This window comes from Phenylobacterium zucineum HLK1 (genome assembly GCF_000017265.1).
Lineage (GTDB): Bacteria > Pseudomonadota > Alphaproteobacteria > Caulobacterales > Caulobacteraceae > Phenylobacterium > Phenylobacterium zucineum.
The window spans coordinates 2,038,469-2,063,969 of sequence record NC_011144.1; the positions used below are offsets into that span (position 1 = coordinate 2,038,469).

General features: G+C 71.4%; 22 protein-coding genes. 9 read left to right on the plus strand and 13 right to left on the minus strand.

Translation table 11 applies throughout. The features are described 5' to 3' along the window. The first annotated feature begins 68 nt into the window (after positions 1–68). Together PHZ_RS10040 and PHZ_RS10045 are read left to right on the plus strand one after the other, a co-directional pair. Positions 69–1,943 (plus strand): ABC-F family ATP-binding cassette domain-containing protein, encoded by a 1,875-nt coding sequence (locus PHZ_RS10040; protein ID WP_012522374.1) that lies wholly within the window; start codon positions 69–71, stop codon positions 1,941–1,943. A gap of 56 nt (positions 1,944–1,999) precedes the next feature. Next, positions 2,000–3,103, plus strand: a complete 1,104-nt coding sequence (locus PHZ_RS10045; protein WP_012522375.1) for a YihY/virulence factor BrkB family protein — start codon at positions 2,000–2,002, stop codon at positions 3,101–3,103. A gap of 24 nt (positions 3,104–3,127) precedes the next feature. Here PHZ_RS10045 and PHZ_RS10050 read toward each other — a convergent pair whose 3' ends face one another. Beyond that, the gene (locus tag PHZ_RS10050; RefSeq protein ID WP_086004011.1) at positions 3,128–3,409 is read right to left on the minus strand and encodes a hypothetical protein; all 282 of its coding nucleotides are present in this window, start codon (positions 3,407–3,409) and stop codon (positions 3,128–3,130) included. 64 nt (positions 3,410–3,473) lie between these two features. Beyond that, positions 3,474–3,788: a polyhydroxyalkanoic acid system family protein gene (locus PHZ_RS10055; protein ID WP_012522376.1), complete on the minus strand. Its 315-nt coding sequence runs from the start codon at positions 3,786–3,788 to the stop codon at positions 3,474–3,476. 68 nt (positions 3,789–3,856) lie between these two features. Between PHZ_RS10055 and PHZ_RS10060 the strand changes: the two genes are divergently transcribed. Continuing rightward, positions 3,857–4,267, plus strand: a complete 411-nt coding sequence (locus PHZ_RS10060) for a hypothetical protein (RefSeq protein ID WP_012522377.1) — start codon at positions 3,857–3,859, stop codon at positions 4,265–4,267. Positions 4,268–4,277: 10 nt separating this feature from the next. On the opposite strand, the gene PHZ_RS10065 is transcribed toward PHZ_RS10060, so the two are convergent. After that, a complete protein-coding gene (locus PHZ_RS10065) occupies positions 4,278–4,943 on the minus strand; it encodes a BON domain-containing protein (RefSeq protein ID WP_049758198.1) in 666 nt (221 codons plus the stop codon). A 109-nt stretch (positions 4,944–5,052) separates the two neighbouring features. Between PHZ_RS10065 and PHZ_RS10070 the strand changes: the two genes are divergently transcribed. After that, positions 5,053–6,069 carry a lysylphosphatidylglycerol synthase domain-containing protein gene (locus PHZ_RS10070; protein ID WP_187149065.1) on the plus strand — a complete coding sequence of 339 codons (1,017 nt, stop codon included), beginning with the start codon at positions 5,053–5,055 and terminating at the stop codon, positions 6,067–6,069. A gap of 194 nt (positions 6,070–6,263) precedes the next feature. Beyond that, positions 6,264–7,112, plus strand: a complete 849-nt coding sequence (locus PHZ_RS10075; protein WP_012522380.1) for an HAD family hydrolase — start codon at positions 6,264–6,266, stop codon at positions 7,110–7,112. Here PHZ_RS10075 and PHZ_RS10080 read toward each other — a convergent pair. From PHZ_RS10080 to PHZ_RS10110, 7 genes are all read right to left on the minus strand, one after another. Next, the gene (locus PHZ_RS10080; protein WP_041373411.1) at positions 7,109–8,695 is read right to left on the minus strand and encodes a sensor histidine kinase; all 1,587 of its coding nucleotides are present in this window, start codon (positions 8,693–8,695) and stop codon (positions 7,109–7,111) included. The two genes, PHZ_RS10075 and PHZ_RS10080, sit on opposite strands and share 4 nt — an antisense overlap. Then, a complete protein-coding gene (locus PHZ_RS10085; RefSeq protein ID WP_049758199.1) occupies positions 8,692–9,399 on the minus strand; it encodes a response regulator transcription factor in 708 nt (235 codons plus the stop codon). The genes PHZ_RS10080 and PHZ_RS10085 overlap by 4 nt, the downstream gene beginning before the upstream one ends. Next, positions 9,396–10,910, minus strand: coding sequence for a DUF4153 domain-containing protein (locus PHZ_RS10090; protein WP_012522383.1), 1,515 nt, complete (start codon positions 10,908–10,910; stop codon positions 9,396–9,398). The genes PHZ_RS10085 and PHZ_RS10090 overlap by 4 nt, the downstream gene beginning before the upstream one ends. Before the next feature lie 107 nt (positions 10,911–11,017). After that, entirely contained in the window at positions 11,018–12,316 is a 1,299-nt protein-coding gene (locus tag PHZ_RS10095) for an O-acetylhomoserine aminocarboxypropyltransferase/cysteine synthase family protein (RefSeq protein ID WP_012522384.1), read from the minus strand. A 28-nt stretch (positions 12,317–12,344) separates the two neighbouring features. Beyond that, the gene (locus PHZ_RS10100; protein WP_012522385.1) at positions 12,345–14,156 is read right to left on the minus strand and encodes a flavin-containing monooxygenase; all 1,812 of its coding nucleotides are present in this window, start codon (positions 14,154–14,156) and stop codon (positions 12,345–12,347) included. Positions 14,157–14,255: 99 nt separating this feature from the next. Continuing rightward, positions 14,256–15,563 carry an amidohydrolase gene (locus PHZ_RS10105; protein WP_041373412.1) on the minus strand — a complete coding sequence of 436 codons (1,308 nt, stop codon included), beginning with the start codon at positions 15,561–15,563 and terminating at the stop codon, positions 14,256–14,258. A 13-nt stretch (positions 15,564–15,576) separates the two neighbouring features. Continuing rightward, positions 15,577–16,686, minus strand: a complete 1,110-nt coding sequence (locus tag PHZ_RS10110) for an anhydro-N-acetylmuramic acid kinase (protein ID WP_012522387.1) — start codon at positions 16,684–16,686, stop codon at positions 15,577–15,579. 253 nt (positions 16,687–16,939) lie between these two features. Between PHZ_RS10110 and tyrS the strand changes: the two genes are divergently transcribed. The 4 genes from tyrS (at position 16,940) to PHZ_RS10130 (ending at position 20,408) form a co-directional block, all read left to right on the plus strand. Then, positions 16,940–18,196, plus strand: coding sequence for a tyrosine--tRNA ligase (tyrS, locus tag PHZ_RS10115; RefSeq protein WP_012522388.1), 1,257 nt, complete (start codon positions 16,940–16,942; stop codon positions 18,194–18,196). A 12-nt stretch (positions 18,197–18,208) separates the two neighbouring features. Continuing rightward, positions 18,209–18,670: a peroxiredoxin gene (locus PHZ_RS10120; RefSeq protein ID WP_012522389.1), complete on the plus strand. Its 462-nt coding sequence runs from the start codon at positions 18,209–18,211 to the stop codon at positions 18,668–18,670. 186 nt (positions 18,671–18,856) lie between these two features. Then, positions 18,857–20,011: a M23 family metallopeptidase gene (locus PHZ_RS10125; RefSeq protein ID WP_012522390.1), complete on the plus strand. Its 1,155-nt coding sequence runs from the start codon at positions 18,857–18,859 to the stop codon at positions 20,009–20,011. 46 nt (positions 20,012–20,057) lie between these two features. Next, the gene (locus PHZ_RS10130; RefSeq protein WP_049758200.1) at positions 20,058–20,408 is read left to right on the plus strand and encodes a bactofilin family protein; all 351 of its coding nucleotides are present in this window, start codon (positions 20,058–20,060) and stop codon (positions 20,406–20,408) included. A 1-nt stretch (position 20,409) separates the two neighbouring features. Here PHZ_RS10130 and prfB read toward each other — a convergent pair. The 3 genes from prfB to PHZ_RS10145 form a co-directional block, all read right to left on the minus strand. Then, positions 20,410–21,529 (minus strand): peptide chain release factor 2 gene (prfB, locus tag PHZ_RS10135; RefSeq protein ID WP_148216834.1). Its coding sequence is split into 2 segments (ribosomal slippage): positions 20,410–21,459 and positions 21,461–21,529, totalling 1,119 coding nucleotides; the frame shifts between segments, so codons are not numbered across the junction. Positions 21,530–21,575: 46 nt separating this feature from the next. After that, positions 21,576–23,948 (minus strand): penicillin-binding protein 1A, encoded by a 2,373-nt coding sequence (locus PHZ_RS10140; protein ID WP_012522393.1) that lies wholly within the window; start codon positions 23,946–23,948, stop codon positions 21,576–21,578. Positions 23,949–24,067: 119 nt separating this feature from the next. Continuing rightward, positions 24,068–25,231 (minus strand): N-acetylmuramoyl-L-alanine amidase family protein, encoded by a 1,164-nt coding sequence (locus tag PHZ_RS10145; RefSeq protein ID WP_236611817.1) that lies wholly within the window; start codon positions 25,229–25,231, stop codon positions 24,068–24,070. Positions 25,232–25,501 lie beyond the last annotated feature (270 nt).

Genomic DNA, 25,501 nt, shown 5'->3' on the forward strand with positions numbered 1-25,501 from the left:
TTCGCGAGACCGGCGACGCGCGGGTCCGCGTCCGCTCGCCCATTTCCGTTCCGTTCCCGTTTCCGCTGATGCTGCAGATCAACGACCTCGTCTTCGACGCCTGGGGCCGCCGGTTCTTCGACCAGGCCTCGGTCACCTTGCCCAAGGACGCCAAGGTGGGCCTCGTCGGCCGCAACGGCGTCGGCAAGTCCACCCTGTTCCGCCTGATCCTCGGGGAGTTCACGCCCGGGTCCGGCGAGATCGGCCTGCCGCGGGCGGCGCGGATCGGCTCGGTCGACCAGGAGCACCCCGCCACGCCGGTCCCCCTGCTGGAGACGGTGCTCGCGGCAGACGTCGAGCGCGCCAGCCTGCTGGAGCGGCTGGAGACGGCCACGCCCGAGGAGATGGGCGAGATCTACAACCGCCTGATCGCCATCGACGCCGACCGGGCGCCGTCGCGCGCCGCCGAGATCCTGTCGGGCCTGGGGTTTTCGGAGCCCGATCTGGCGCGCCCCATGGCCGAGTTCTCGGGCGGTTGGCGGATGCGCGTGGCCCTCGCCGCGGCCCTGTTCGCCCAGCCCGACCTGCTGCTGCTGGACGAACCGACCAACTACCTCGACCTGGAGGGCGCCCTCTGGCTCGAGGCGCGGCTCAAGAAGTATCCCCATACCGCCATCGTGATCAGCCACGACCGCGAGCTGCTGAACAACTCGGTGGACCACATCCTCCACCTGAAGGACGGCAAGCTCGAGCTCTACGCCGGCGGCTACGACAGCTTCGAGCGCCAACTGACCGAGAAGCTGCGCCTGCAGGAGGCTGCGCGCGTCAAGATCGAGGCCAAGCGCGCGCACATGCAGTCCTTCGTGGACCGCTTCCGCGCCAAGGCCTCGAAGGCCCGCCAGGCCCAGTCGCGCCTGAAGGCCATCGCCAAGCTGCCGCCGGTTTCGGCCGTGGTCGAGGAGCACGTCGCCCCGTTCCTGCTGCCGTCCCCGGAACGTCCCCTGCCCCCGCCGCTGCTGCGGCTGGAGGAGGCCGCGGTCGGCTACGGCGGCCCGCCGATCCTGAAGAAGCTCGACCTGCGGCTCGACCTCGACGACCGCATCGGCCTCCTGGGGGTCAACGGCGCGGGCAAGTCCACCTTCGCCAAGCTGGTGGCGGGCGCCCTTCAGCCCGAGGCGGGCCGGCTGCTGCGCTCCCAGCGGCTCAAGGTCGGCTGGTTCCACCAGCACCAGATCGAGGCCATGGATGCGGACGACACCCCGCTGGAGATCATCCGCCGGGCCATGCCGGACGCCACCGAGGCGAAGCGCCGCTCGGTGATCGCCCAGTTCGGCTTCAGCCACGAGAAGGTCGAGACCAAGGTCGGCAGCCTGTCCGGCGGCGAGCGCGCGCGCCTGCTGCTGAACCTGGTGGCCATGGAAGCGCCGCACCTGCTGATCCTGGACGAGCCCACCAACCACCTCGACATCGACAGCCGCCGCGCGCTGCTGGAGGCGCTGAACGACTACGAGGGCGCGGTCATCCTGATCACCCACGACCGCTCACTCATGGAGCTGGTCGCCGACAGGCTGTGGCTCGCCGCCGACGGCACGATCCAGCCCTTCGACGGCGACATGGAGGACTACGCCCGCTTCGTGCTGGACCGGGCCCGGATCGCCGCCCGCGCTCCGACCCAGGTGAAGGCCGAGGCGCCGCCGCCTCCCCCGCCGCCGCCGGCCGCGAAGTCCAAGGTTCCCACGGGCCCTGCCCGCCGCCGCGCCGAGGCCGCAGAGGCCGCCCTGGGCAAGGCCACCGAGGCGCTCGCCGCCATCGACGCGGCCCTCACCGACCCGCAGGTGTTCGTGAAGGATCCCGCCAAGGCCGCCGACCTTGGCCGGAAGCGGGAGGCCGCCCAGGCCGCCGTAGAGGCCGCCGAGCTGGAATGGCTGGAGGCGCAGGAGGCGTACGAGGCTCTCCGCGGCTAGCGCCGGAACCGACCGTCCGGCCCGGCTGTTGCAGCCGCGCTGTTCCGGGAGGTCCCATGCCCCACGCGCTTCGAAAGGCGGCCCCGTTCCTTGTGCTGGCGGGGATCGCGCTGATGCCGCGCGAGCGTCCGGCGGCCCGGCCGGACCCGGGCGGCGGGCGGGACCGCCGTCTGAGCGAGTCGGCGCCCGATCGCCACACCACCGACCCGGCGGAGATCCACGCGCCGGGCCGCGGCCGGCATGCGGACGCGCCCGAGGAGATTCCGGCGCGCGGCTGGAAGGACATCCTGATCCGCGCCGTCAAGGAGTTCGCCGACGACCAGGCCCCGCTCGTGGCGGCGGGGGTGACCTTCTACACCCTGCTCGCGCTGTTCCCCGCGCTCGGCGCGCTCGTGGCCCTGTACGGCCTATTCGCCGACGTGGCCCAGGCGCGGGAGCACCTGGCCGCCCTGTCCGCCGTCCTGCCGGCCGACGCGGTCCGCTTCCTGGGGGAGCAGATGGTGCGCATCTCGGCCTCCAACGAGGGCGGCCTGTCGCTGGCCTTCGCCGGCGGCCTGCTGCTGTCGATCTGGAGCGCCAACGGGGCGACCAAGGCGATGATCACCGCCATGAACATCGCCTACGACGAAGATGAGAAGCGAAGTTTCGTCGCCAAGACGCTGACATCTCTCGCTTTTACGCTTGGGTTCCTGATGTTCGGGTTGGCCGCGCTCGCGGTCATCGCGGCCCCGGCCGCGGTCGAGCCGTTCGCGGGGCCGGCCGCGGCGGCCATGATGCGGTGGATCACCTGGCCGATCCTCGTGGCGGCCCTGGGACTAGGCCTCGCCCTCCTCTACCGGTTCGGCCCGAGCCGCGACCGCGTGCGCTGGCGGTGGATCAGCTGGGGCAGCGCGGCGGCCCTGATCCTCTGGCTGGCCGTTTCCGCCGCGTTCTCGATCTACGTCGCCAACTTCGCGGACTACGAGAAGACCTACGGCTCGTTGGGGGCGGTGATCGGCTTCCTGATGTGGCTCTACCTGTCGGCCCAGGTCGTCCTGCTGGGCGCCGAGCTGAACTCGGAGATCGAGCACCAGACTGTGAAGGACACGACGATCGGCCCCCCGCAGCCGCTGGGCACGCGGGGGGCCGTGATGGCCGACACGGTGGGCGAGCCGCAGTAGCGGCCCGCCGGTCGCGTCCGATCCTCAGGTGATGTGCTTGGGGCTGATCGGGTCCGAGCCCGGGAAGGTCTCCTCGATCGCCTCGTCGAGCAGGGCCTCCTGTCGGTCCTCGGCCTTGCGCTGGGCGATCTGGTCGGGCTTCTCACCCTCGCGCAGGGTTTCGTCGGCGCGGCGCGCGTGCGGCTCGTCCGAACACCCCTGCTCCCGGGCCGAGCCCGAGCGGTCGGTGGCCATGTCGGCCGTGGCGCCGCTGGAGCCGTGGGTGAAGGCGCGCTTGGCTTCTTCTTCGGTCTGCTTGTGCGGCATGTCTGTCTCCTGAAAATGGCTCAGCTGATAAACCCGCTGGCCCGCGCCGGGGTTGCCTCGCGCCTCAGCGTCGCTTGTCCTCGAGCAGGACCTGCCCCTCTCGCTGGATCTGGCCCTTCACCTTGTTCGCGAGCATGGCGAGGAAGCCGGGCAGCATCACGTTCAGGGTCACGTCCTGGTCGGCGATCGCAATGGTGCCGGTGACCTCCTGGCCCATGGCTGCGACCGCGAACCGCATGACGTCGCCGTCCCAGGCGTGCTCGGTCCGGCCCATCGCGGCGAACTGGCCGGTGAGCCGGCCGAGACCTTCCTCGATGCGCCGGCGGGCCTCGGCGCGGCCGAGCTGGTGGGGAATGGTGACGACGACGGGCTTGCTCATGCCCTCTCAACGGCCGAGGCGCGCATGGGGGTTCCGGAGACCCTCGGCCCGCCTTAGGGTCCCGCCCGATGAGCTACGACCGAACCCTCCTCGGCGACGGCCGCTATCCCGACACCGGCCCCCTCGCCGTCCTGGCGCGGCTGGCCTTCCTGGGCGCCGTCGTCGCAATCGTGGTGGCGGTGTTCCTCCCCCCGTGGATGGTGCCGGACTTCGTGAAGTCCACCTACCTGCAGCACTTCGCGGCGTTCTATTGCGCCGCCCTGGCGGGACTGGCCGCGATGCCGCGCCGGCGCCTGCGCAGCATCGCCGTCGGCTTCTTCGTGTTCGCCACGGTGCTGGAAGCCTCGCACCTGCTGTCGGGCGCAAGGTTTGCGGCGCTGGTGGACAACTGGGTGGCCGACCTCGGCGGCCTCGCGGCCGCCTTCGCGCCGATCATCGTCGAGCGGTTCCGCCGGCGCTTCGCGCGCGTGGACCGCTAGACGCGGAGCGCTAGAGGAACGTCCACCCGCGGTCCCGCTCGCGGACCCGCAGGTTGTTCTGCACGTTGCGGACGCCCTCGATGTCGGCGACGTCCTCGATCCGGCGCTTGTCCTCCTTGCGACGCACCGTGCCGTTCAGGACCACCTCGCCGTCCTCGACCGAGACGTCGACGTCGCGCAGGTCGAGGCGGCGCTCGTCCTCCAGGCGCTCCATGATCACCGCCCACAGCACCCGGTCCGACGGACCCCGCCGACGCCGGGCGCGCCGGTCGTCCTCGTAGCGGTGGTCCTCGTAGCGGTGGTCCTCGTAGCGGTCGTCCTGGTAGCGCTCGTCCGCGTAGCGGTCCTCGTCGCGCCGACCGCCGAAGAAGTCACCGGCCCGGTCCATCCACGAACGGTGCTCGCGCCGGTGGTGGTCGGCGTCGTCCCAGCGGCGGTCGCCGTCCGCGAACCGCCGATCGGATCTTTCCCGGCCCTCGTAACGCCAGTCGCGGTCATCGTCCGCCCGCGCGTAGCCCCTGCGACGGCGCAGATCCTCCTCGGCGCGATAGCCGGACCGCGTGCGCGGGTCGTAGACATAGTCGCGCGAGTAGTCCGCCTGGCCGAAGTCCTCGAGATCGCGCGGTTCGCGCCAGCGGCGGTCGCGGTCTCCGGCGGGCCAGTCTTCGTGGGCCATGGTCGCCTCCGTCAACGTTTGTCCGAAGTCACGGCAAGAACCTTCGCCCTAGTGTTCGGTTCCGCCCGTGAGTGACCGTGGGGGCCGACTCAAGGGACATGTGATCGCCGTGCAGAGCCATGACCCCACCGAGCTCCCCCTTCACGGCCCGGAGGACGTGGAAGAGGAGCTGGCCGCCGTCCTGCCCGAGACGCAGGGGAACCGCTTCTTTCCCCTCATCCGGCGATGGGCGCTGCACGTCGTCCCGTTCCTGCTCCTGGCCGCCGCCGTCTTCGTCCTTTGGCGCGAGTTCCACGAGGTCCGGCCCGCCGACATCGCCGCCTCGATGCGGGCGTGGGGCTATGGCGACACGCTGGCGGCGCTGGGCCTTTCGGCCGCCAGCTTCACCCTCATGGGCCTCGTGGAGTGGCTGGGCCTGCGCTGGGCCGGCGCGCGGCTGCCGATCCCTCCGGCCCTGGCCGGCTCGTTCCTCGCCAACGCCATCGGCCACACCCTGGGCGCCAACCTGATCGTCTCGGGCGCCATCCGGGCCAGGTTCTACAGCCGCTACGGCGTCAATCTCAGGCAGGTGGCGGCGACCACCGTCTTCCACGGCGCCTCCTTCGCCGTCGGCCTCTCGGCCCTGGCCGGGGCGAGCCTGCTGATCGGCGGCGGCAGCCCCTCGGTCCGCATCGCCGGGCCGGTGGCCAGCGGCATGGGCGTCCTGCTGCTCGGCGGAGTGGCCTTCTACGTCGCGCTCTGCGGAACCCTGAAGCAGCCGCTGCGGGGCTTCGGCCACAGCCTGAAGCTGCCCTCCTGGCGGGTCGCCCTGGCGCAGATCGGGCTGGGCGCCTGCGACAACGCGGTGGCGGCGGGGATCATCTGGAGCCTGCTGCCCGAGGGCTCGGTCGAGTACTTCACCTTCGTGGGCGCCTACGCCCCCTCGGTGGTCGTGGGCCTGATCTCCCACGTCCCGGGCGGCGTGGGGGTGTTCGAGGGATCGCTGTCGACGCTGCTCGCGGGCGTGCCCGCCGCGCCCCTGGCGGCGGCGTTCCTCGGCTATCGCCTAGCCTTCTTCCTCATACCGCTGCTCATCGCCGGGCTGGCGCTGATGGCCGACGCCATGCGCCAGCGGGGCCACAGCTAGCGGCGGGCGGTCTTGCGGCGGGGCGGGCGTCCGCGGTTGAGTTCGACACCGATCACCGCCTTGCGCAGCGCCTCGAACAGGTCCGCCAGGGAATCCTTCGTCTGCATCCCGCTCAAACGCAGGACGACGTTCGGCGATCCGCAGGCCCACGATCGCGCGTTCCCTCGGACGCCGCCCGCCGCTACCTAGAGCCGATGACCGACCGCCCCCTGATCGTCTTCGCCTACGATTTCGACGGCACCCTCGCGCCCGGCCACATGCAGAACCACGCCTTCATTCCCGACGAGCTGGGGATGGACCGCGCGCACTTCTGGGCCGAGGTGAACCAGCTCGCCCGCGCCCAGCGGGGTGACGAGATCCTGGCCTACATGCACCTGATGCTGGCCAAGGCGCGCGAGCGCGGCCTGGAGCTCAGCCTGGAGAGCTGGCGCGGCCGCGGCGCCTCGCTGAAGCTGTTCCCGGGGGTCGAGGACTGGTTCGCTCGCCAGAACGCCCGCGCCGAAGCCGCCGGCCTGGACCTGCGCCACTTCATCATCTCGTCCGGCAACCGCGAACTGATCGAGGGCTCGCCTATCGCCTCGGCCTTCGAGCGGATCTACGCCTCGGCCTTCATGTTCGACGCGGAGGACGACGCCATCGGCATCGCCCTGGCCGTCAACTACACCTCCAAGACCCAGTACCTGTTCCGCATCAACAAGTGGACGCTGGACGAGTGGGACGGGATCACCATCAACCGCGCCCAGCCAAGGGACGAACGCCCGGTCCCGTTCGACCGCATCGTCTATTTCGGCGACGGCTTCACGGACATTCCGGTGATGCGGGTGGTGACGGACCAGGGCGGCCACGCGGTCTCGGTCTGGGACCCGGACGATCCGCTCAGCCAGACGGCCGCCCTCAGCCTGCGGCAGGACGGGCGGGCGCACCTCGGCGGCCCCGGCGACTATCGCGAGGGCTCCCCGCTCGATCAGCTGGCCGACGCCCTGATCGCCCGCGCCGCGGCCGACTGCCGAGCCAGGGCCGCGGCGCGCTGGCCGAGGCCCTAGCCCCGTCCCGCGCGCGGCAGGATCACCCGGAACGCCGCGCCCGCCGGGGTGTCGGCGAGCGCAATGGTCCCGTGGCTGGCCGCCAGCAGCGAGCGGGCGATGGGCAGGCCCAGCCCCGTCCCGCCCGCCGCCCGGCGGCCGGTGAAGAACGGCTCGAAAAGCCGCTCGCGGTCGGCCGGCGGCACGCCCGGGCCGTCGTCCTCCACCGTCAGGACCACCACCTCAGGTTCGGGCCGCGCCCGGATCACGGTTTCGGACGCGCCGGCTTGGCGGGCGTTCTGCAGCAGGACGGCCAGCACCTTCTCGACCGTGGCGGCGGGGACGGCGACCGGCGGCAGGCCGGAGGCCAGGTCCACCTCCACGCGGAACCCGTTTGCGCCCTCCTCCTCCGCCGCGCGCATGACGGGCCCGGCGAGATCGACGGCGGCGCCCGTCTCCGGCGCGGCCATGTCGGCGCGGGCGAGGTCCAGCAGGCGGGTGACCAGCTGCGATAGGCGGCCGGCGTCCGCGGCGATGTTGTCCAGGAACCGGCGCCGCTCCGCCGGCGACATGGTCTCGAAATGGTCCTGCAACAGCTCGACGGCGCCGCCGATCCCCGCGAGCGGGGTCTTGAACTCGTGGCTGACCGCCGCGGCGAAGTCGCGGAGATAGCCGCTGCGCCGGTCGATCCGCTCGGCCATGGCGCGGAAGTCCTCGTACAGCGCCTGGATCTCGACGGCGGCGGTGGGCGGGGTTTCCGGGATCGCGCCGCCGCCGGCCGCCACCTCGCGCGAGGCGGCGCTCAGCCGTTCGATCGGCCGGGTCACGCCGCGCGAGACGACCCCCGCCAGCAGCACCAGGATCCCGAAGATCACGCCGGCGGCGATCAGCAGCTTGCCGCGATCCTCGTAGAGGCCGCGGAACAGCGCCCGCGGCGAGCGCGAGAGCAGCAGCACGCCCGCGACCCGCTCGCCCACCATCACCGGCCGCGCATGGTGCAGCCGCAGCGCCGAGGCCCGGCTCAGCCACTCGAAGCGGTAGCTGGGCCGGTAGTCCCCGTTGCGCCGGAAGACCGTGCGCGGCGCGCCGGACAGCGCCGCGCGGACCTCCGGCAGCTCCGACAGGTCCCCGCCCCGGTCCACGCCCATGGCCACCCGTCCGCGGGCGTCCAGCAGGACAACGGAGGCCAGGGTCGTGCGCGTGGTCCGCTCCACGACGGGCCGAAGGGCGGCCGCCACGGCCAGGGCGTCCGGATCCACCGGACCGGCCGCGACGCGGGGGGCCGGTCGTTCCGGCAGCACCGGCGAGCGGGACAGGTCGATGGTCGTGGGTTCGGGGTGGAAATAGCCGGGCGGGGGCTCGGCCGGCCGCGGCGGCGTCTCGGGCGCGCCCGGCCAGGCCTGGGCCGCCACGGCCGCGAGCGCCGCCCCCTGGGCCACCAGTTCGGCCTCGGTCTGCCGCACCAGAGTGTTCTCGTACACCCGCAGCGAGATGGCGCCGATGGCGGGCATGGCCGCCGCGAACAGCAGCACGGCGAGCAGGATGTCGCCCAGCCGCAGCGCCGGCCAGTGGCGCTTCAGGAACGCCTTGGTCCGCCCGATCACCCGCCGCCGCCCTGGCACGGGCCGAGCCGGTAGCCCACCCCGGCGCGGGTCTCGACGACGTCGTGGCCCCCGGCCCTGGCGAACTTGGCGCGCAGGTTGCGGATGTGGCTGTCGATGGTGCGGTCCGTGATGGCGAAGCCCGGGCCGTGCAGGCGGTCGATGATCGCGTCGCGGCTGAACACCCGCGCCGGCGCGCCCATCAGCACCCGCAGGATCTGGAACTCGGTGACGGTCAGCGGCGCCTCGACCTCGTCCCAGCGGGCGGTCCAGGCCTCGGGGTCGAGGCTCAGCCGGCCGTGGCGCAGGACGCCCGGCCCACGGGGCTCGGCGCGCCCCCGAACCCGGCGCAGGATGGCCTGCACGCGCGCCGTCACCTCGCGCGGGCTGAACGGCTTGACCACGTAATCGTCGCCGCCCAGCTCAATGCCGAGGACACGGTCGATCTCGTCGTCGCGCGACGACAGGAACAGGATCGGCAGGTCCCCCTGGGCCCGGAGCCGGCGGCACACCTCCAGACCGTCCAGCCGGGGCATGTTGATGTCGAGGATGACGAGGTCGGGCGCCTGCTCGGCCACCGCCGCCAGCGCAGCCTCGCCGTCCTCGGCGACGCGGGCCGACAATCTCGCCTTCTCGAGGGCGAAGACCAGGAGCTCGCGGATGTGGGGGTCGTCGTCGACGACGAGCACCTGGGGCATGGCGCTCATGTTCCGGGCTTCGCCGGAGGCGTCAACGGCCGAGGTCGTCCGTCGCAGCCCCGCTCGCCCGGCAGCGGAGGCGGCAAGGCGCCGGGAAGGCCGGCGTCGCGCGCGAGCCGCCGGGCATCGCGCCAGCGCCAGCTGCGCCAGTCGGCCTGCCGGCGCAGCATGCCGGCGCGAACCTCCTGCCGTTTCCAGCGGACGCGGTCGGCCAGATCGGGAGGCAGCGGACGCTGTTCCAGCTCGGCCAGCGAGACCAGCGCGGCGCCCTCCAGCCGTCCCAGGTAGCAGAGGTCCAGAGCCACGCCGCGGCCGCCGACCTCCCGGGCGTGGCGCACGTTCCACGCCGCCGCCACGGCGCCGAGATCCACGAGGCTGCACAGGACGAGCACGGCCCCGGCGCAGGCGGCATTGGCGTTGACCAGCCAGCGGCCGCTCCTGCCGGCCAGCAGCCGCCAGGCGATCAGGGCGAGGCCCGCCGCCACCAGCCCCATCCACAGGAGCGCGGCGATCCGCGTGCGGGTGAGCGCGTAGGCGTCGACGTACTCAAGGGTTCGCAGGGCGGTGGAGGCGAGCAGGAACAGGTTCTGCGCGATCCAGGCGGCCAGCAGGGCGCGGACCGGCCGCGACGCCGACGTCGCGGACCCCGGCCGCAGGAAGACCAGCACGAACGCGCCGGCGAGCAGAGCCGTCGCCACCAGCGGATAGGCGCCGCGGTGGGCGTATTCCGCATGGCTCATGTCCGAGGGCAGCCGCGCCCCGCTCCACAGGAAGGCGGCGTCGAGACCGTTCTGCAGGGCGAAGACCAGGTTGAACACCACCAGGGAGGCGGCGACCGAGGCTGTGGAGGCGACCGGACGGGCGCCATCGCGGATTCGCCTGGGCCGGGACGCCAGGCGGGGCTTCAGCCCTCTCGGCCGCAGGGCCGTCCAGGCGACGGCGCCGGCGAGACCCCAGAACACCAGCCGCGCGGGCTCGATGGCCGGCAGCCGCAGCCGCGCGAACGCCTCGGCGATCAGGGGATTGGCGGCGGCGAACAGCCCCAGGAACACCGCGCCGCCCGCCACCGGCAGCGCCGCGGCCGCCAGCCTTGCGGGCGCCCGGGGACCTGGGCGGCGTCCGGCCGCCTGGCGCAGCGGCCGCAGGTCGAGGATCGGCCCGAAGAGGCCCTTCACGCCCGCCACGGCCAACCGGCGGGTCCAGCGGAGCGCGTCCTCGCCCTCCCCCGCCCGCGGCGCGAGCGCCGCGACGCCAAGGGCGAGCGCGAACAGCAGCCCGCCCAGGAGGGTCGCCCGTTCGACCTGAAGAAGCGCGAACCAGGCGGCCGCCACGAGGGCGAAAATGCCGAGCCGGCGGTGCAGGATGGCCGGATTGGTCGCCACAACCGCCGCCAGCAGCGCCAGGCTCAGGACGCCGACGCCGGCGCCCGGGTAGCGGTCGAACAGCAGAACGTCGGCGCCCGCGACGAGCAGCAGGCTCGCCGCGAGCTTGAGCCGGAAAGTCGGAAGTCGGATCGGCACGCAAGTCCCCCTGGAAGCCTCGCTCCAGGGGGTAACCGAGCGCTGTCAGTCCCTGCGGGAGGCGCCGTGCAGCGCCCGCGGTCCTGCCTTGCAGAAACCGTGCAGGCCTAGGCGCCGGCCGCCTTCAGCGCCTGGTCCAGGTCGGCCAGGATGTCGTCGATATGCTCGATGCCGATCGACAGGCGCACATAGCCGGGCGAGACCCCCGCGGCCGCCTGCTCCTCGGCGGTGAGCTGGGAGTGGGTGGTCGAAGCCGGGTGGATCGCCAGGCTGCGCGCGTCGCCGATGTTGGCCACGTGGTAGAAGAGCTGCAGCGCGTCGATGAACTTCCGCCCCGCCTCGACGCCGCCTTCCAGCTCGAAACCCAGCAGGCCGCCGTAGCCGCCCTTCAGGTACCGGTCGGCCCTGGCCCGCGCCTCTCCGGACTGCTGCGAGGGATGGATGACGCGGGTCACGCCCTTGCGGCCGGCCAGGTAGTCGGCCACCCGCTGGGTGTTGGCGCAGTGGCGCTCCATGCGTAGCGCCACGGTCTCGACGCCCTGGATCAGCTGGAAGGCGTTGAACGGCGAGAGGGCCGCGCCGAGGTCGCGCAGCAGGATGACCCGCGCCCGCAGGATATAGGCGATCGGCCCCAGCGGCTTGACCGCCTCGGTCCACACCGCGCCGTGGTAGGACGGGTCGGGCGTGTTCAGCAGCGGCTGGCGCTCGGGCCTGGACTCCCAGTCGAAGTTTCCGCCGTCGACGATCAGCCCGCCGATCGAGGTGCCGTGGCCGCCCAGGTACTTGGTGGCCGAGTAGACGACGATCGCCGCGCCGTGCTCCAGCGGACGGCACAGCAGCGGCGCGGCCGTGTTGTCCATGATCAGCGGCACGCCGAATTCGCGGCCGATGGCGGCCACCTCGGCGATCGGGAAGACCTCCAGCTTCGGGTTCGGCAGGGTCTCGCCATAGTAGGCGCGGGTCCGCTCGTCGGTGGCCCGGCGGAAGTTCTCGGGGTCGGCGGGATCGACGAACCGCACCTCGATCCCCTGGTCCTTCAGGGTGTTGGCGAACAGGTTCCAGGTGCCGCCGTAGAGCGAGGTCGAGCTGACCACGTTGTCGCCCGCGCGCGCCAGGTTCTGCAGCGCGAACGCCGAGGCGGCCTGGCCCGAGGCGACCGCGAGGGCCCCCACCCCGCCCTCGAGGGCGGCGACGCGCTGCTCCAGCACGTCGGTCGTGGGGTTCATGATCCGCGTGTAGATGTTGCCCATCTCCTGGAGGGCGAACAGGGACGCGGCGTGTTCGGCGCTCTGGAACTGGTAGGAGGTGGTCTGGTGGATCGGCACGGCCACCGAGCCTGTGGTCGGGTCCGCCCGCCAGCCGGCGTGGACGGCCAGGGTCTCGGGCCGAAGGGTCTTGTCGGACATCGTCACTCCTACTCGTCTCGCTGGGCCCTCAGGCCGTCAGCTCCAGGCCCTTCAGCTCGCCTTCGTCGCGCCAGGCTTCGAGGACCTTGGTGAAGGCCACGGGTCCGGCCCCGTACGAGCTGTTCTTCTTGTTCATCAGCTCGACCTTGCCCTCGTTGTTGTAATAGCCCGGCGTGCACTCCTTCAGGAACTGCTCGCGCATCACCGACAGCTTCACGATGGTGTCGACCCAGGCGTCCTCAGCCTCCCGGCTGGGCTCGACGATGCGCGCCTGCCGACCGGCCGCGTTCCGCACGATATAGGCGATGTGTTTCACCTGCTCGTTGATCATGTGCGGGAAATTGGCGCTGAAGCCCGACTGCACGTTCGAGACGATGAAGCAGTTGGGGAAGCCCCGGCTCAGGATCCCGTGCAGGGTGGAGGCGCCGTCCTTCCACTTCTCGGTCAGGCTGATCCCGCCCCGGCCGTGGATCTCGTAGCCGGCCCGCCGGGCGTACGAGGTGCCGACCTCGAAGCCGGTGGCGTAGACGAGGCAGTCGATCTCGTACTCGCGGCCGTTCGCCACCACGCCGCTCTCGGTGATCCGCTCCACGCCGCGGCCCTGGGTGTCCACCAGGGTGACGTTCGGCCGGTTGAAGGTCGCCAGGTACTCGTCGTGGAAGCACGGCCGCTTGCAGAACTGGTTGTACCAGGGCTTCAGCGCCTCGGCCGTGGCCTTGTCCCTGACCACCTGGTCCACCCGCGAGCGGACCTGCTCCATCTTCTTGAAGTCGGCCAGTTGCATGAGCGCGGCCGGATTCTCGACCGCCTCGCCGGCCTCGGCCTTGCGGCGGGCCAGCAGCAGGATGTTGCCGATGATGTCGGTCCAGCCGTCGTTCACCAGGTCCTCGTCGGCAAAGCCGCCGGAGACCAGGGTGTTGAAGTTGTCCATCCGCGCCTGCTGCCAGCCGGGCGGCAGGCTCTTCGCCCAGTCGGGGTCGGTGGGGCGGTTGTTGCGCACGTCGATCGACGAGGGCGTCCGCTGGAAGACGTAGAGCTCCTTGGCCCATTCGCCGAGATGCGGGACGCACTGGACCGCCGTCGCCCCCGTGCCGATCACGCCGACCCGTTTGTCCTTCAGGCCGGTGAGGCCGCCCGCGGAGTCGCCGCCGGTGTAGTCGTAGTCCCAGCGGCTGGTGTGGAAGGAGTGGCCCTTGAAGGTCTCGATGCCCGGGATGCCCGGCAGCTTGGGCCGATGCAGCGGGCCGTTCGCCATGACGACGAAGCGGGCCTTCATGGCGTCGCCGCGGTTCGTGCGCACGATCCAGCGGGCGGCGTCCTCGTCCCAGGACAGGTCGGTGACCTCGGTCTGGAAGCAGGCGTTGTCGTAGAGGCCAAACTTGCGGCCGATCGCCCGCGAGTGCTCCAGGATCTCGGGCGCCCGGGAGTACTTCTCCACGGGCATGTAGCCCACCTCCTCCAGCAGCGGCAGGTAGATGTAGCTCTCGATGTCGCAGGCCGCGCCGGGATAGCGGTTCCAGTACCAGGTGCCGCCGAAGTCGCCGCCCTTCTCGATGATGCGGATGTCGTCGACGCCCGCTTCGCGCAGCCGGGCGCCCGCCAGCAGCCCGCCGAAGCCGCCGCCGATCACCACCACCTCGACCTCGTCGGTCAGCGGCGCGCGGGAGAAGCCCGGCTGGACGTAGGGGTCGTCGAGGTAGTGGGCGAACCGGCCGGCGATCTCGACGTACTGCTCGTTCGCGTCGCCCCGCAGGCGCCGGTCGCGCTCCTCGCGGTACTTGCGGGCGAGCGCGTCCGGATCGAAGCCCAGGTCGTCGACCTTCCCGATGTCGTCCGCCATGGCCGTGCCTCCCGCTTGTCGTGGTGGCGGCCAGCGTGCCGAACGATCGTTTGAACGGCAAGGGTGACGTGGCGGCGCCGGGCCGCCACGCCGCCGCGACTACTTCGCCGTAGTCGCCAGGAAGTCGAGGGCGGTCAGCGCCTGGGCGCGGACGCCGACCTCCATCGCGCCCTCGTCCATCACGTTGAACATCGGCGAGTGGTTCACGCCCGGCGGGAAGCCGATGCCGAGGTCGTAGAACAGGCCTGGGACCTTCTGCTGGTAGTACGAGAAGTCCTCGGCCCCGGTGATGTAGTCGATGTCGTCCTTGACGTTCCCCTTGGCCGCCCGGGCCAGGGTGGGCTTCATCCGGGCGGTGAGCGCCGGGTCGTTGGTGGTCACCGGGTTCGGCGTGCCCCATTCGATCTGGCCCTTGCCGCCGTAGCGCCCGGCGATGCTCTCCACGGCCTTCTCCGCCCGCTGCATCACGTCCTTGCGAAGCTCGGGATCGAAGGTCCGGAGCGTGCCGGCCAGGGTGAAGTCGTCCGGGATGATGTTGTAGCGGACGCCGCCGTGGACCGTGGCGACGGTGAGGATGGTGGGCGTGCGGGTGACGTTGATCTGGCGCGCGGCGATCTGGTTGAAGGCCAGGACGACCTCGGCCTGCATCGAGGCGATGTCGATGCCCGACCACGGGTTCGCGCCGTGGGTCTGCTTGCCCTTCAGCTTGATCTCGTAGCGATCGGACGCGGCCATCATCGGGCCCGGCCGCCACAGCAGCTTGCCGGGCTCGCCGGGCACGACGTGCAGGCCGAAGACGGCGTCGACCTTGGGGTTCTCCAGGACCCCTTCCTTGACCATCAGCGGCGCGCCGCCCTCCTCGCCGACCGGCGGGCCCTCTTCGGCGGGCTGGAACAGGAAGACGACCGTGCCCGGGATCTGGTCGCGCATGCCCGCCAGCACCTCGGCCGCGCCCATGAGGATCGCCACATGGGCGTCGTGGCCGCAGGCGTGCATCACGCCGGTGGTCTGGCCGTTGTAGGTGGTGGTGACCTTCGAAGCGAACGGCAGGCCCGTCTGCTCGGCCACGGGAAGGGCGTCCATGTCGGCCCGCAGCGCGACCACGCCGCCCGGCTTGCCGCCCTTCAGCACGCCGACGACCCCGGTCTTGGCGACGCCGGTGCGGACTTCGATCCCCAGCTTGCGCAGGTGGTCGGCGACCAGCTTGGCGGTGCGGACCTCATTGTTGCCGAGCTCGGGATGCTGGTGGATGTCGCGCCGCCAGGTGACGACCTTCGGCTGGACCTTGGCCGCAGCGGAGAACACCGCCTGATCGAACGGCCCGGCCTCGGCCGACTGCGCCGCCGCCGGCGCGGCCGCGCCCAGCACCAGCGCCAGGGCGGCGCCCGCGATCCAATGCCCCTTCATCCCCTGAACTCCCCTACTCCGGTTGAACGATTCGCCCGCCGGTCATGGGCCTGGCCACGCCGGTGGTCTTCGGAAACGAGATCGGCTGTCCGCGCGCGCAGCGGGCGGCCAGATAGGCGAAGGCCTCGGCCTCGATGGAATCGCCGCGCCAGCCATGGTCCTCGGCGGTCTTCACCGGCGCCGGCAGGCGGGCGGCGAGCGCCTTCATGATCTCGGGATTGTGCCGGCCGCCGCCGGTGACCACCACCTCGCGCGGGACCTCGCCCATGAGCTCGAAGCCCCGGCCCACGGCCTCGGCGGTGAAGGCCACCAGGGTGGCGCACGCATCCTCGAGCTGCAGCGGCTCCAGCGGCTCGAGCGAGAAGTCGTAGCGGTCCAGCGACTTGGGGGCCGGCGCCTCGAAGTACGGGTGGGCCAGCAGCGCCCGGACGACCGCCTCGTCCACCCGGCCGACGCTGGCGTAGCGCCCGCCGGCGTCGTAGCGGCCGGCCTTCCGGGCCTGGACCAGCAGGTCGATCATGCCGTTGCCGGGCCCGGTGTCGAAGGCCGCGAAATCGCCCGGCCCCGACCAGAAGGTGACGTTCGCCACCCCGCCCACGTTGAGCACCGCCAGCGGCGGCTCGAGGCCCGAGGCTCGCGCCCGGGCCAAGTGGTAGATCGGCGCCAGGGGCGCGCCCTCCCCGCCGGCCGCGACGTCCGCCGAGCGGAAATCGTGGGCCACCGGCCGGCCGGTCAGGCTGGCGAGCAGCCCCGCATCGCCCAGCTGCACCGTGCGGCCCGGGACGCCGTCCTGCGGCCGCTCGTGCAGGACGGTCTGGCCGTGCATGCCGAGCAGGTCGAACTCGCTCCAGACCAGCCCATGCTCGGCCAGGAAGGCTTCGGCCGCGGCGAAATGCTCCTCGGCGACCGTCACGGCGGCCTTGGCGAAGATCTGCGGCTCGGGCTCGCCGCGCTCCCACTTCAGCGCCGCCTCGGTTGCTTCCAGCAGGATCTCGCGCGTGGCGTCGGTCAGCTTGCGCTCGCCGGCCGGGCCGAACGCCGAGATCCCCTCGCCGTCCGTCTCCAGCACCGCCATGTCGACGGCGTCGAGGGAGGTCCCGGTCATGAATCCCAGCACGCGCATGCGGCTTGACTGCCACGTCCGGGGATCGCTAGCTAGCCGCCATGATCGGACCCGCCGCCCTGACCGGCCGCTATTACCGCCTGCCCTAGACGCAGGCGGCCGATCCCACGCGCCTGCCCCCACCGGCCGGCGCCCTTCCTGATCAGATCCCCTGGACGCCGGCCTCCCTGAGCCCCAAGGAGCCGCCATGTCCCTCGAAATCAGCGCCGCGCCCGTGCTAGAGCCCGGCCGTCCCGAACCTGAGATTCCCGCGATGTCCGACCCCGCCTTCAAGTCCGAGTTCCTGAAGACGCTGCAGGCGCGCGGCTACATCCATCAGATCAGCCACCCGCAGGAACTGGACGAGGCGACCGCCGGCGGCGTGATCGCCGCCTACATCGGCTTCGACGCGACGGCGACTTCGCTGCACGTCGGCAGCCTGATCCAGATCATGATGCTGCGGCGGCTGCAGCAGGCGGGGCACAAGCCCGTCGTGCTGATGGGCGGCGGGACCACCAAGGTCGGCGATCCCAGCGGCCGCGACGAGAGCCGCAAGATGCTCACCGACGCCGATATCGAGCGGAACATCGCCGGCATCCGGACCGTGTTCGAGAAGTTCCTGACCTTCGGGAACGGGCCCACCGACGCGGTGATGGTCAACAACGACGCGTGGCTCTCGAAGCTCGGCTACCTGGAGTTCCTGCGGGAGTACGGTCCGCACTTCACCGTCAACCGCATGCTGACCTTCGATTCGGTGCGCCTGCGGCTCGAGCGCGAACAGCCGCTCACCTTCCTCGAGTTCAACTACATGCTGATGCAGGCCGTGGACTTCCGGCACCTCAACCGGACCATGGGCGTGCAGCTACAGATGGGCGGCTCGGACCAGTGGGGGAACATCATCAACGGCGTGGAGCTGGTCCGGCGGATGGACCAGAAGGCCGCCTTCGCACTGACGACGCCGCTGCTGACCACCTCCTCGGGCGCCAAGATGGGCAAGACCGCTCAGGGCGCCGTGTGGCTGAACGCCGACCTGCTCAGCCCCTACGACTACTGGCAGTTCTGGCGGAACACCGAGGACGCGGACGTGGGCCGCTTCCTGCGCCTGTTCACCGACCTGCCGCTGGACGAGATCGCGCGGCTGGAGGCGCTGGAGGGCGCGCAGATCAACGACGCCAAGAAGGTGCTGGCGAACGAGGCCACGCGGATGCTGCACGGCGAGGAGGCCGCGCGGGCCGCCGAGGCCGCCGCCCGGGCCGCGTTCGAGGAGGGCCGCCTGTCCGGCGACCTGCCGACGCACGAGGTCGCCCGGGCCGACCTTGCCGCGGGGATCGCCCTCGCTGCGCTCGCGGCCGACGCGGGGCTCGCTTCCTCGCGGGGCGAGGCCCGGCGCCTGGCGCAGGGCGGCGGGCTGCGGGTGAACGACGCCCAGGAGACCGACGGCGCGCGCCTCGTCAGCGAGGCCGACCTCGTGGACGGCGTCGTGAAGCTCGCCGCGGGCAAGAAGAAGATCGTCCTGGTGAAGCCGGTCTGAGGGAGAGACGAGATGTCGGACGTGATCGAGGGCGCGCCGGCGCCCGACTTCGAGCTGGAGACCGCCGACGGCCCCGTCCGCCTGTCGGACTTCGCTGGCAAGACCCTGGTGCTCTACTTCTATCCGAAGGACGACACGAGCGGCTGCACGCGCGAGGCGCAGGACTTCACGGCGCTCGCGCCCGAGTTCGCCAAGGCGGGCGCGACGGTGGTCGGCGTCTCGAAGGACAGCGTGAAGTCGCACGAGAAGTTCGCCGCCAAGCACGGCCTGGCCGTGACGCTGGGGTCCGACCCTGAGGGCGCGGTGATCGAACGCTACGGCTCGTGGGTGGAGAAGAGCCTCTATGGCCGCAAGTACATGGGGATCGACCGGTCCACCTTCCTGATCCGCGACGGCCGGATCGTCCGCATCTGGCGCAAGGTGAAGGTTCCCAACCACGCGCAGCAGGTGCTGGAGGCGGTCAGGGCGCGGTAAGCGGCGCTGTGGCGGCGGCGCCGCAGTCCGCAGGTTTGTGCGCCGGCGGATGGACGAAGGCGCAAACCGCATTCATCCTGCGGCTACGCGCCGCTTTTGCCTGTTTTTTGGCCTAAGCGTCTTGCCTGCCCCGAAAAAGTCATCGCATATCAAGCCGTCGCTTGGGGCGGGGGCTTAGCGGAACGCATGACACGCTTGGCGCGGCTTCGTGGTTCGCTGGAAGAGCTGTTTCCGGAACGTCATCTCTATGTCCGCTCCGGCGGGGCCATGAAGGCCTTCGTCCTGACCACCTCCAAGCAGATGGCGATCGCCGGGGTCGTCGCCGGCGGCGCGCTCTGGATGGGCGTCTGCACCGCCGCCATGCTGGTCAACCTGCTGTCCGCCTCGGCGACCGACCGAGAGATCGCGCAGCTCAAGGCGCAGTCCGAGCGCTACGTAGCCGACCGCCAGGCCCGGCTCGACAGCGCGCTGGCCCGGCTCAACGCCGCCTCGGGCTCGAACGAGGACCTCGCCACCACCATCGAGAAGCGCCATGCGGCCCTGGCCCTGCTGCTCACGGACCTGAAGGGCGCGCCCGGCGCGGCCGAGAACCTGACGCCGGCCATCAACCGCGCCCTGGCCGCCGAGAGCCGCAATCCGGCGCAGCGGGTGGAGATGGTCCGGATCGGCCAGGAGCAGTTGCTGGACGCCGCCGACAGCTACGCCAAGAGCCGCGCCGAGCGCCTGCGGCTGGCGTTCCGCATGGCCGGCCTCACCCCCTCCGCCTTCGTTCCCAAGAGTGGCTCGCTGGGCGGCCCGCTGATCGATTCCAAGGACCCCCGCGCCCTCGCCGCCGTGCTGGACGTCGACGAGGAGTTCGCCCTGCGCATCCAGCGCGCGGCGAAGGACCTGTCGGAGGCGCGCGCGCTCACCGACGCGGCGGGAGATCTTCCGTTCGGGCGACCGACCGCCTCCGCGCCTCAGACCAGCGGCTACGGTGTCCGGTTCGATCCGTTCACGCGGCGACCCGCCTTCCACTCGGGCCTGGACTTCGCCGGCGGCCACGCCACGCCGATCCACGCGGCCGGACCCGGCGTCGTGGCGTTCACCGGCGTCCGGTCCGGCTACGGCAACACCATCGAGATCGACCACGGGCGGGGCCTGAAGACCCGCTACGCCCACCTGTCGGCCATCGCGGTGCGGCCGGGTCAGCGCATTGCGATCGGGCAGCGGATCGGCGCCATGGGCTCGACCGGCCGTTCGACTGGGACGCACCTGCACTATGAGGTATGGGTGAACGGACGCGCCCAGAACCCGGGCCGCTTCCTCAAGGCCGGCCAGTATGTTCAGCAAGGCGACTAAGCGTACCGAACCTGCAGCCCCTGCCCCGCCCCCGCGCAAGGCCGCCGTGGCGTCCCTGCTGGCCGAGGGCATGACCATCCGCGGCGACATCGTCACCGAAGGCGACGTGCACCTCGACGGCGCGGTCGACGGCGACGTGTCGGTCGGCCGGCTTATCCTGGGCGAGACCGGCGCGGTGACCGGCGTGGTCACGGCCGAGAGCGTGGAGATCCGCGGCCGCGTCACCGGCACGATCAGCGCCCGCCAGGTCCGACTGTGCGCGAGCGCCCGCGTCGACGGCGACATCCGCCACACCGAACTGGCCATCGAGGCCGGCGCCCATTTCGAGGGCCGCAGCCTGGTGTTTCCCGAGGCCGCGGACGAGGCGCAGATGCGCCTCGACATCGCCGCGGAATAGCCTAGGCCGCCGCGTCCCGCGTCGCGCCGACCCGCTGGGCCAGCGCCGCCCCCATGAACGCGTCGAGGTCGCCGTCCAGGACGCCCTGGGTGTCGGAGGTCTCCACCTCGGTCCGCAGGTCCTTCACCATCTGGTACGGCTGCAGCACGTAGCTGCGGATCTGGTGGCCCCAACCGATGTCGGTCTTCTGGTCCTCCAGCGCCTGCTGGGCGGCCTCGCGCTTCTCGAGCTCCAGCTCATAGAGCCGGGCGCGCAGCATCTTCCACGCCTGGTCCCGGTTCTGGTGCTGCGAGCGCTGGGTCTGGCAGGCCACGGCGATGCCTGTCGGGATGTGCGTCAGGCGCACCGCCGAGTCGGTCTTGTTCACGTGCTGGCCGCCGGCGCCCGAGGCCCGGTAGGTGTCGGTCCGCACGTCGGCCGGGTTGATCTCGATCTCGATGTTGTCGTCGATGACCGGATAGACCCACACCGAGGCGAAGGAGGTGTGGCGCCGGGCGCTGGAATCATACGGGCTGATGCGCACGAGGCGGTGAACCCCGGCCTCGGTCTTCAGCCAGCCGTAGGCGTTGGTCCCCTTCACCTGCAGGGTGACGGACTTGATCCCCGCCTGCTCCCCGGCCGTCTCCTCGATCACGTCGACGCTCATCCCGTGGGCCTGGGCCCAGCGGGTGTACATGCGCAGCAGCATGCCGGCCCAGTCGTTGGACTCGGTGCCGCCGGCGCCGGAGTTGATCTCGACATAGGCGTCGTTGCCGTCTGCCTCGCCCGACAGCAGGGCTTCCAGCTCGGCGCGGGCGGCGCGCTCCTTGATCTCGCGTAGCTGGGCGCGGGCCTCGTCCAGCGAAGCCTCGTCGCCCTCCTCGTCCGCCAGCTCGGCGTAGCCGAGGGCGTCGGCCAGGTCCCGCTCGAGGCCATGGACCGCTTCGACCTGGGCCGACAGGCGCGAACGCTCGCGCGAGACCGCCTGGGCCTCGTCAGGATCGTTCCAAAGGGTCGGGTCCTCGACCCGGGCGTTCAGCTCGTCGAGCTTCCGGAGCGCTGGCTCCCAGTCAAAGACGCCTCCTGAGCAGTTCGATCGACTGCTCGATGTCGGCCTTGGCGGCCTCGACATCCACTCTCATGGGGAACTCCGGACTTCAGGCGGCCGGACATAGTCTGCGTCCCGCGTCAGAACAAGTCCGACAGCTCGTCCTGCTTCTTCGGCGGCGGAGGCGGCGCCACGGCCGCCCCGGCGTTCGGGGCGCCCGTGATGCCGTTCTGCCAGACCTGGCTGTAGGGCTGCGGCCCGCCCGGCACGGCGCTCGCCGGCGCCTGGGCGACCTGCGGCTCGGTTCCGGGCCGGAAGGCCTCGCGGATTCCCCGCACCATGGCGAACTTGGCGTTGGCGGGCGCCTTGAACGGCTGGGCCGGCCGGTCCTTAAGCGCCTCGCCCATGAACTCGGTGAAGATCGGCACGGCCGCGACGCTGCCCGTCTCGCCCTCGCCCAGGCTGCGGTTGTCGTCGAAGCCGATGTAAACGCCCACGACGATGTCCGGCGAGAAGCCCATGAACCAGGCCGAGCGGTAGTCGTTGGTCGTGCCGGTCTTGCCGCCCAGCGGCTTGCCGACGGACGAGGCCTGGGTCGCCGTGCCCCGCAGGACCACGCCTTCCAGCATGGAGGTGATCTGGTAGGCGGTGATCGGATCCATCACCTGGGCGCCGGTGCGCGCGATGCGCGGGCTTTCGGCGCCCGAGAAACCGGCGCCGCAGCGCGGGCATTCCCGGCGGTCGGCCTTCCAGATGACCTTGCCGTTGCGGTCCTGGACCAGCTCGATCAGGTGCGGCTCGACCTTGCGGCCGCCGTTCAGGAACGAGGAGTAGGCCGCCGACATCCGGTAGACGGTCGTCTCGCCCGAGCCGAGGGCCATGGCGAGCACCTTGTCCATCTTCTCGGTCACGCCCATGCGGATCGCCAGGTCGCTGATCCGGGTCATGCCGACGTTCTGGGCCAGGCGCACCGTCATGGTGTTGCGCGACAGCTCCAACCCCCGGCGCAGCGTCAGCGCGCCATAGTACTTGCGATTGTAGTTCTCGGGCGACCAGGCCTGGCCGCCGGCCCCGCGCAGGGTGATCGGCGCGTCCATGACAGTGCTGGCGGGCGTGTAGCCGCTCTCAAGGGCCGCGGCGTAGACGATCGGCTTGAAGGCCGAGCCGGGCTGCCGGTAGGCCTGAGTGGCCCGGTTGAAACTGGACAGCGAGAACGAATAGCCGCCGACCATCGCCAGCACCCGGCCCGAATTGGGCTCCATGGCAACGAGGGCGCCGTTCACCGCCGGGATCTGCTTCAGGCGGAAGCCCGCGCCCTTGTCATTCGGCGCCACGAAGACCAGGTCGCCGGTGCCGATCCCCTTCCCGCGCCGGGCCCAGGCCACGTCCTCGCCGGCCAGGGCGCCGCGGTCGCCGTCGACGGTCAGCACCTCGACGTTGCCGCCAGCGACGCTGGTCACGACGGCCTGGCGCCAGCTGCGCCGCTCGGACGGGAGGGCCTTCTTCTTGGCCTCCTTCTCCCAGTCGGCCAGGGTCGTGACGTTGCCCCAGGCGCCGCGCCAGCCGTGGCGGCGGTCGTAGGCCTCCAGTCCGTTCATCAGCGCCAGCCGCGCGGCGCTCTGCAGGCGCGGGTCCAGCGTCGTGCGGATGTAGTAGCCGCCGGCGTTCAGGCGCTCGTCGCCCAGCTCGTCCATGTTGAGGCCCAGGCGGCGGACCTCTTCCACGAAGTAGTCGGCGTCGCGGTACTGCGCCCGGGTCGGCGCGGGCTGGACCTTCAGGTCCTCGGCCATGGCGGCGCGCGCCTCTTCCCGGCTGATCATCCCGAGGTCGGCCATCTGGTCGATCACCCAGTTGCGGCGGGCGATGGCCTGACGCTTGCGGCGCATCGGGTGGTAGTTGTCGGGCCCCTTCGGCAGGGCGGCCAGATAGGCGCTCTCGGCCAGGGTCAGCTCGCTCACCGACTTGCCGAAGTAGTTGTAGGCCGCGGCGCCCACCCCGTACGATCGGTAGCCCAGCCAGATCTCGTTCAGATAGAGCTCGAGGATCCGCTCCTTGGTCAGCGTCTGCTCGAGCTGGCCGGCGAGGATCGCCTCCTTCAGCTTGCGCCCGATGGTGGCGTCGCTCGTCAGCAGGATGTTCTTGGCCACCTGCTGGGTGATGGTCGAGCCGCCTTCGAGGCGCCGGCCCTGGACGAGGTTGAGGACGTTCTTGGCCATGGCGCGGCCCAGGCCGCTTACGTCCACGCCCGCATGCCGGAAGAAGCTGTGGTCTTCGGCGGCGAGGAACGCCTGCGCCGTCTGGGCGGGGATGGCGTCGTAGGGCACGAAGATGCGCCGCTCGCGCGAGAACTCGCCGATCAGGGTGCCGTCCCAGGCGTAGGCGCGCGTGGCCGTGGGCGGGTGGTAGTCCACCAATTCCCCGGCGTCCGGCATGTCATGGAACAGCCAGGCCGCGTAGATCGCGGCGGAGAAGGCGGCCAGAGCGACGAGGCTCAGCACCACAACGCCGGCCATCGCGACCCACCGTTCGGGTCCTGCGGGGGAGTTCAACTTAGACGAGCCTCCGGGGGCGCCGCGTCCACCTTATGAGGCGTCGTCTACCCTGTGTCGGGCCGGGCGCCAACGCCGCCGCGTCAGCGCGCCGCAACCTTCATGTCGTGGCCGAAGTGGTCGTCGATGGCGTCGGCGACCGAGTCCATGAGGCGGGCGCGGGATCGGGGATCGCGCAGGCGGGCCTCGTCCTCGGGATTGTTGACGAACCCCATCTCCAGAAGCACCGCCGGGACGTCCGGAGCCAGCAGCACCACGAGACCGGCGTCCCGGTGGCTGCGGCGCAGCAGCGGGGCCTCGTCCTCGATATGGGACAGGAGGGTCTGGGCGAAGACGGCCGAGCGGTTGCGCGTCGCCCGTTGGGTGAGGTCGAAGAGGATGTCGCGCACCCCCTGATCGCCGGTCAGGCTGGCCTTCATGAACCAGTCGTCCTTGCTGACGAACTTGGTCGAGCGGCGCGAGGCCTTGTCCGACAGCGTGTAGACGCTGGCGCCCTTCAGGCTGGTGTCGGGTCCGGAATCGGAGTGCAGCGAGATGAACAGGTCGGCGTTGGCCCGCTGGGCGATCCGCACCCGCGTTTCAAGCGGAATGTAGACGTCCGAGTTGCGGGTCATGACCACCTTGTAGCGGCCGGTCTTTTCCAGCTTGTCCTTCAGCGCCTGGGCAGCGGCGAGGTTGATGTCCTTCTCGTAGCCCTTGGAGCCGACCGCGCCGACGTCCTTGCCGCCGTGGCCGGCGTCGACGACGACCACCTTCTTCAGCGGGAGGGCCGACTTGCGGGCGGGCAGGAACTTGGTCCGCAGGGCGCCGTCGACGGGGCCGGCCTGCGAGGCCTTTGTCAGGCTCGCCCCCGGCGCCGCGGCCACGTCCACGACATAGCGGTAGTGTTCGACGCCGTCGGCGGGCGGCAGCAGGAAGCGGCGCTTCACCTTGGCGTCGGCGGCGAGGTCCATCTGCAGGCGCGCCCCGCCCTGCACCTCGTCGACCATCCAGGCCTTGACGAGGCCCCGGCCCGGGCCCTGCAGCTCCTCGGCGGCCTGCACCCCCGGCATATGGATGACGATCCGGCGATCGGCGGCGCCGTCCGAGACGATCTTCACATTGGCCGACTTGGCGAGGTCGAGGACGATCCGGGTCTCGGCGCTGTCGCCGCCCAGGCGGACCTTCAGCAGCCCGACGGGGTCGGGCGCGGCGTGCGACGCGGCCACGGCGAGGCCCAGGCCGGCGGCCATCGCCGCGAGCGCCAAGCGCCCCCGAGTCCCGGCCAGAAGCCCCCTCACTCGCCCAAACATACGCCCAGCCTCGCTCCGCAACGCGGAGTCGCAACATGCGACCACACCAGCCATATACGCCCAGCGGCCGTAGACAATCGGTTAACGACAGCTTTACCGCCGCAGGATGACGCAGCGCCGCTTTCCTTTTCGGGTGCGGTGATGCAAAGTCCGGCCGCGCGACGACGGTGCGCCCGTTCCGGGCCCGTTGGCGCGCGCCACGCAAACCTGCGTCGGGTCCGCCCG

What these genes read in the sequence shown, in the direction of transcription:
- PHZ_RS10110 (WP_012522387.1), bottom strand. Translation starts at nt 16,686, where the DNA reads ATGCGCGTGCTGGGATTCATGACCGGGACCTCCCTCGACGCCGTCGAC.
- PHZ_RS10060 (WP_012522377.1), top strand. Translation starts at nt 3,857, where the DNA reads ATGAGCTACGACCGAACCCTCCTCGGCGACGGCCGCTATCCCGACACC.
- PHZ_RS10045 (WP_012522375.1), top strand. Translation starts at nt 2,000, where the DNA reads ATGCCCCACGCGCTTCGAAAGGCGGCCCCGTTCCTTGTGCTGGCGGGG.
- PHZ_RS10050 (WP_086004011.1), bottom strand. Translation starts at nt 3,409, where the DNA reads ATGCCGCACAAGCAGACCGAAGAAGAAGCCAAGCGCGCCTTCACCCAC.
- tyrS (WP_012522388.1), top strand. Translation starts at nt 16,940, where the DNA reads ATGTCCGACCCCGCCTTCAAGTCCGAGTTCCTGAAGACGCTGCAGGCG.
- PHZ_RS10105 (WP_041373412.1), bottom strand. Translation starts at nt 15,563, where the DNA reads ATGAAGGGGCATTGGATCGCGGGCGCCGCCCTGGCGCTGGTGCTGGGC.
- PHZ_RS10125 (WP_012522390.1), top strand. Translation starts at nt 18,857, where the DNA reads ATGACACGCTTGGCGCGGCTTCGTGGTTCGCTGGAAGAGCTGTTTCCG.
- PHZ_RS10120 (WP_012522389.1), top strand. Translation starts at nt 18,209, where the DNA reads ATGTCGGACGTGATCGAGGGCGCGCCGGCGCCCGACTTCGAGCTGGAG.
- PHZ_RS10095 (WP_012522384.1), bottom strand. Translation starts at nt 12,316, where the DNA reads ATGTCCGACAAGACCCTTCGGCCCGAGACCCTGGCCGTCCACGCCGGC.
- PHZ_RS10140 (WP_012522393.1), bottom strand. Translation starts at nt 23,948, where the DNA reads ATGGCCGGCGTTGTGGTGCTGAGCCTCGTCGCTCTGGCCGCCTTCTCC.
- PHZ_RS10055 (WP_012522376.1), bottom strand. Translation starts at nt 3,788, where the DNA reads ATGAGCAAGCCCGTCGTCGTCACCATTCCCCACCAGCTCGGCCGCGCC.
- PHZ_RS10085 (WP_049758199.1), bottom strand. Translation starts at nt 9,399, where the DNA reads ATGAGCGCCATGCCCCAGGTGCTCGTCGTCGACGACGACCCCCACATC.
- PHZ_RS10065 (WP_049758198.1), bottom strand. Translation starts at nt 4,943, where the DNA reads ATGGCCCACGAAGACTGGCCCGCCGGAGACCGCGACCGCCGCTGGCGC.
- PHZ_RS10075 (WP_012522380.1), top strand. Translation starts at nt 6,264, where the DNA reads ATGACCGACCGCCCCCTGATCGTCTTCGCCTACGATTTCGACGGCACC.
- PHZ_RS10040 (WP_012522374.1), top strand. Translation starts at nt 69, where the DNA reads ATGCTGCAGATCAACGACCTCGTCTTCGACGCCTGGGGCCGCCGGTTC.
- PHZ_RS10100 (WP_012522385.1), bottom strand. Translation starts at nt 14,156, where the DNA reads ATGGCGGACGACATCGGGAAGGTCGACGACCTGGGCTTCGATCCGGAC.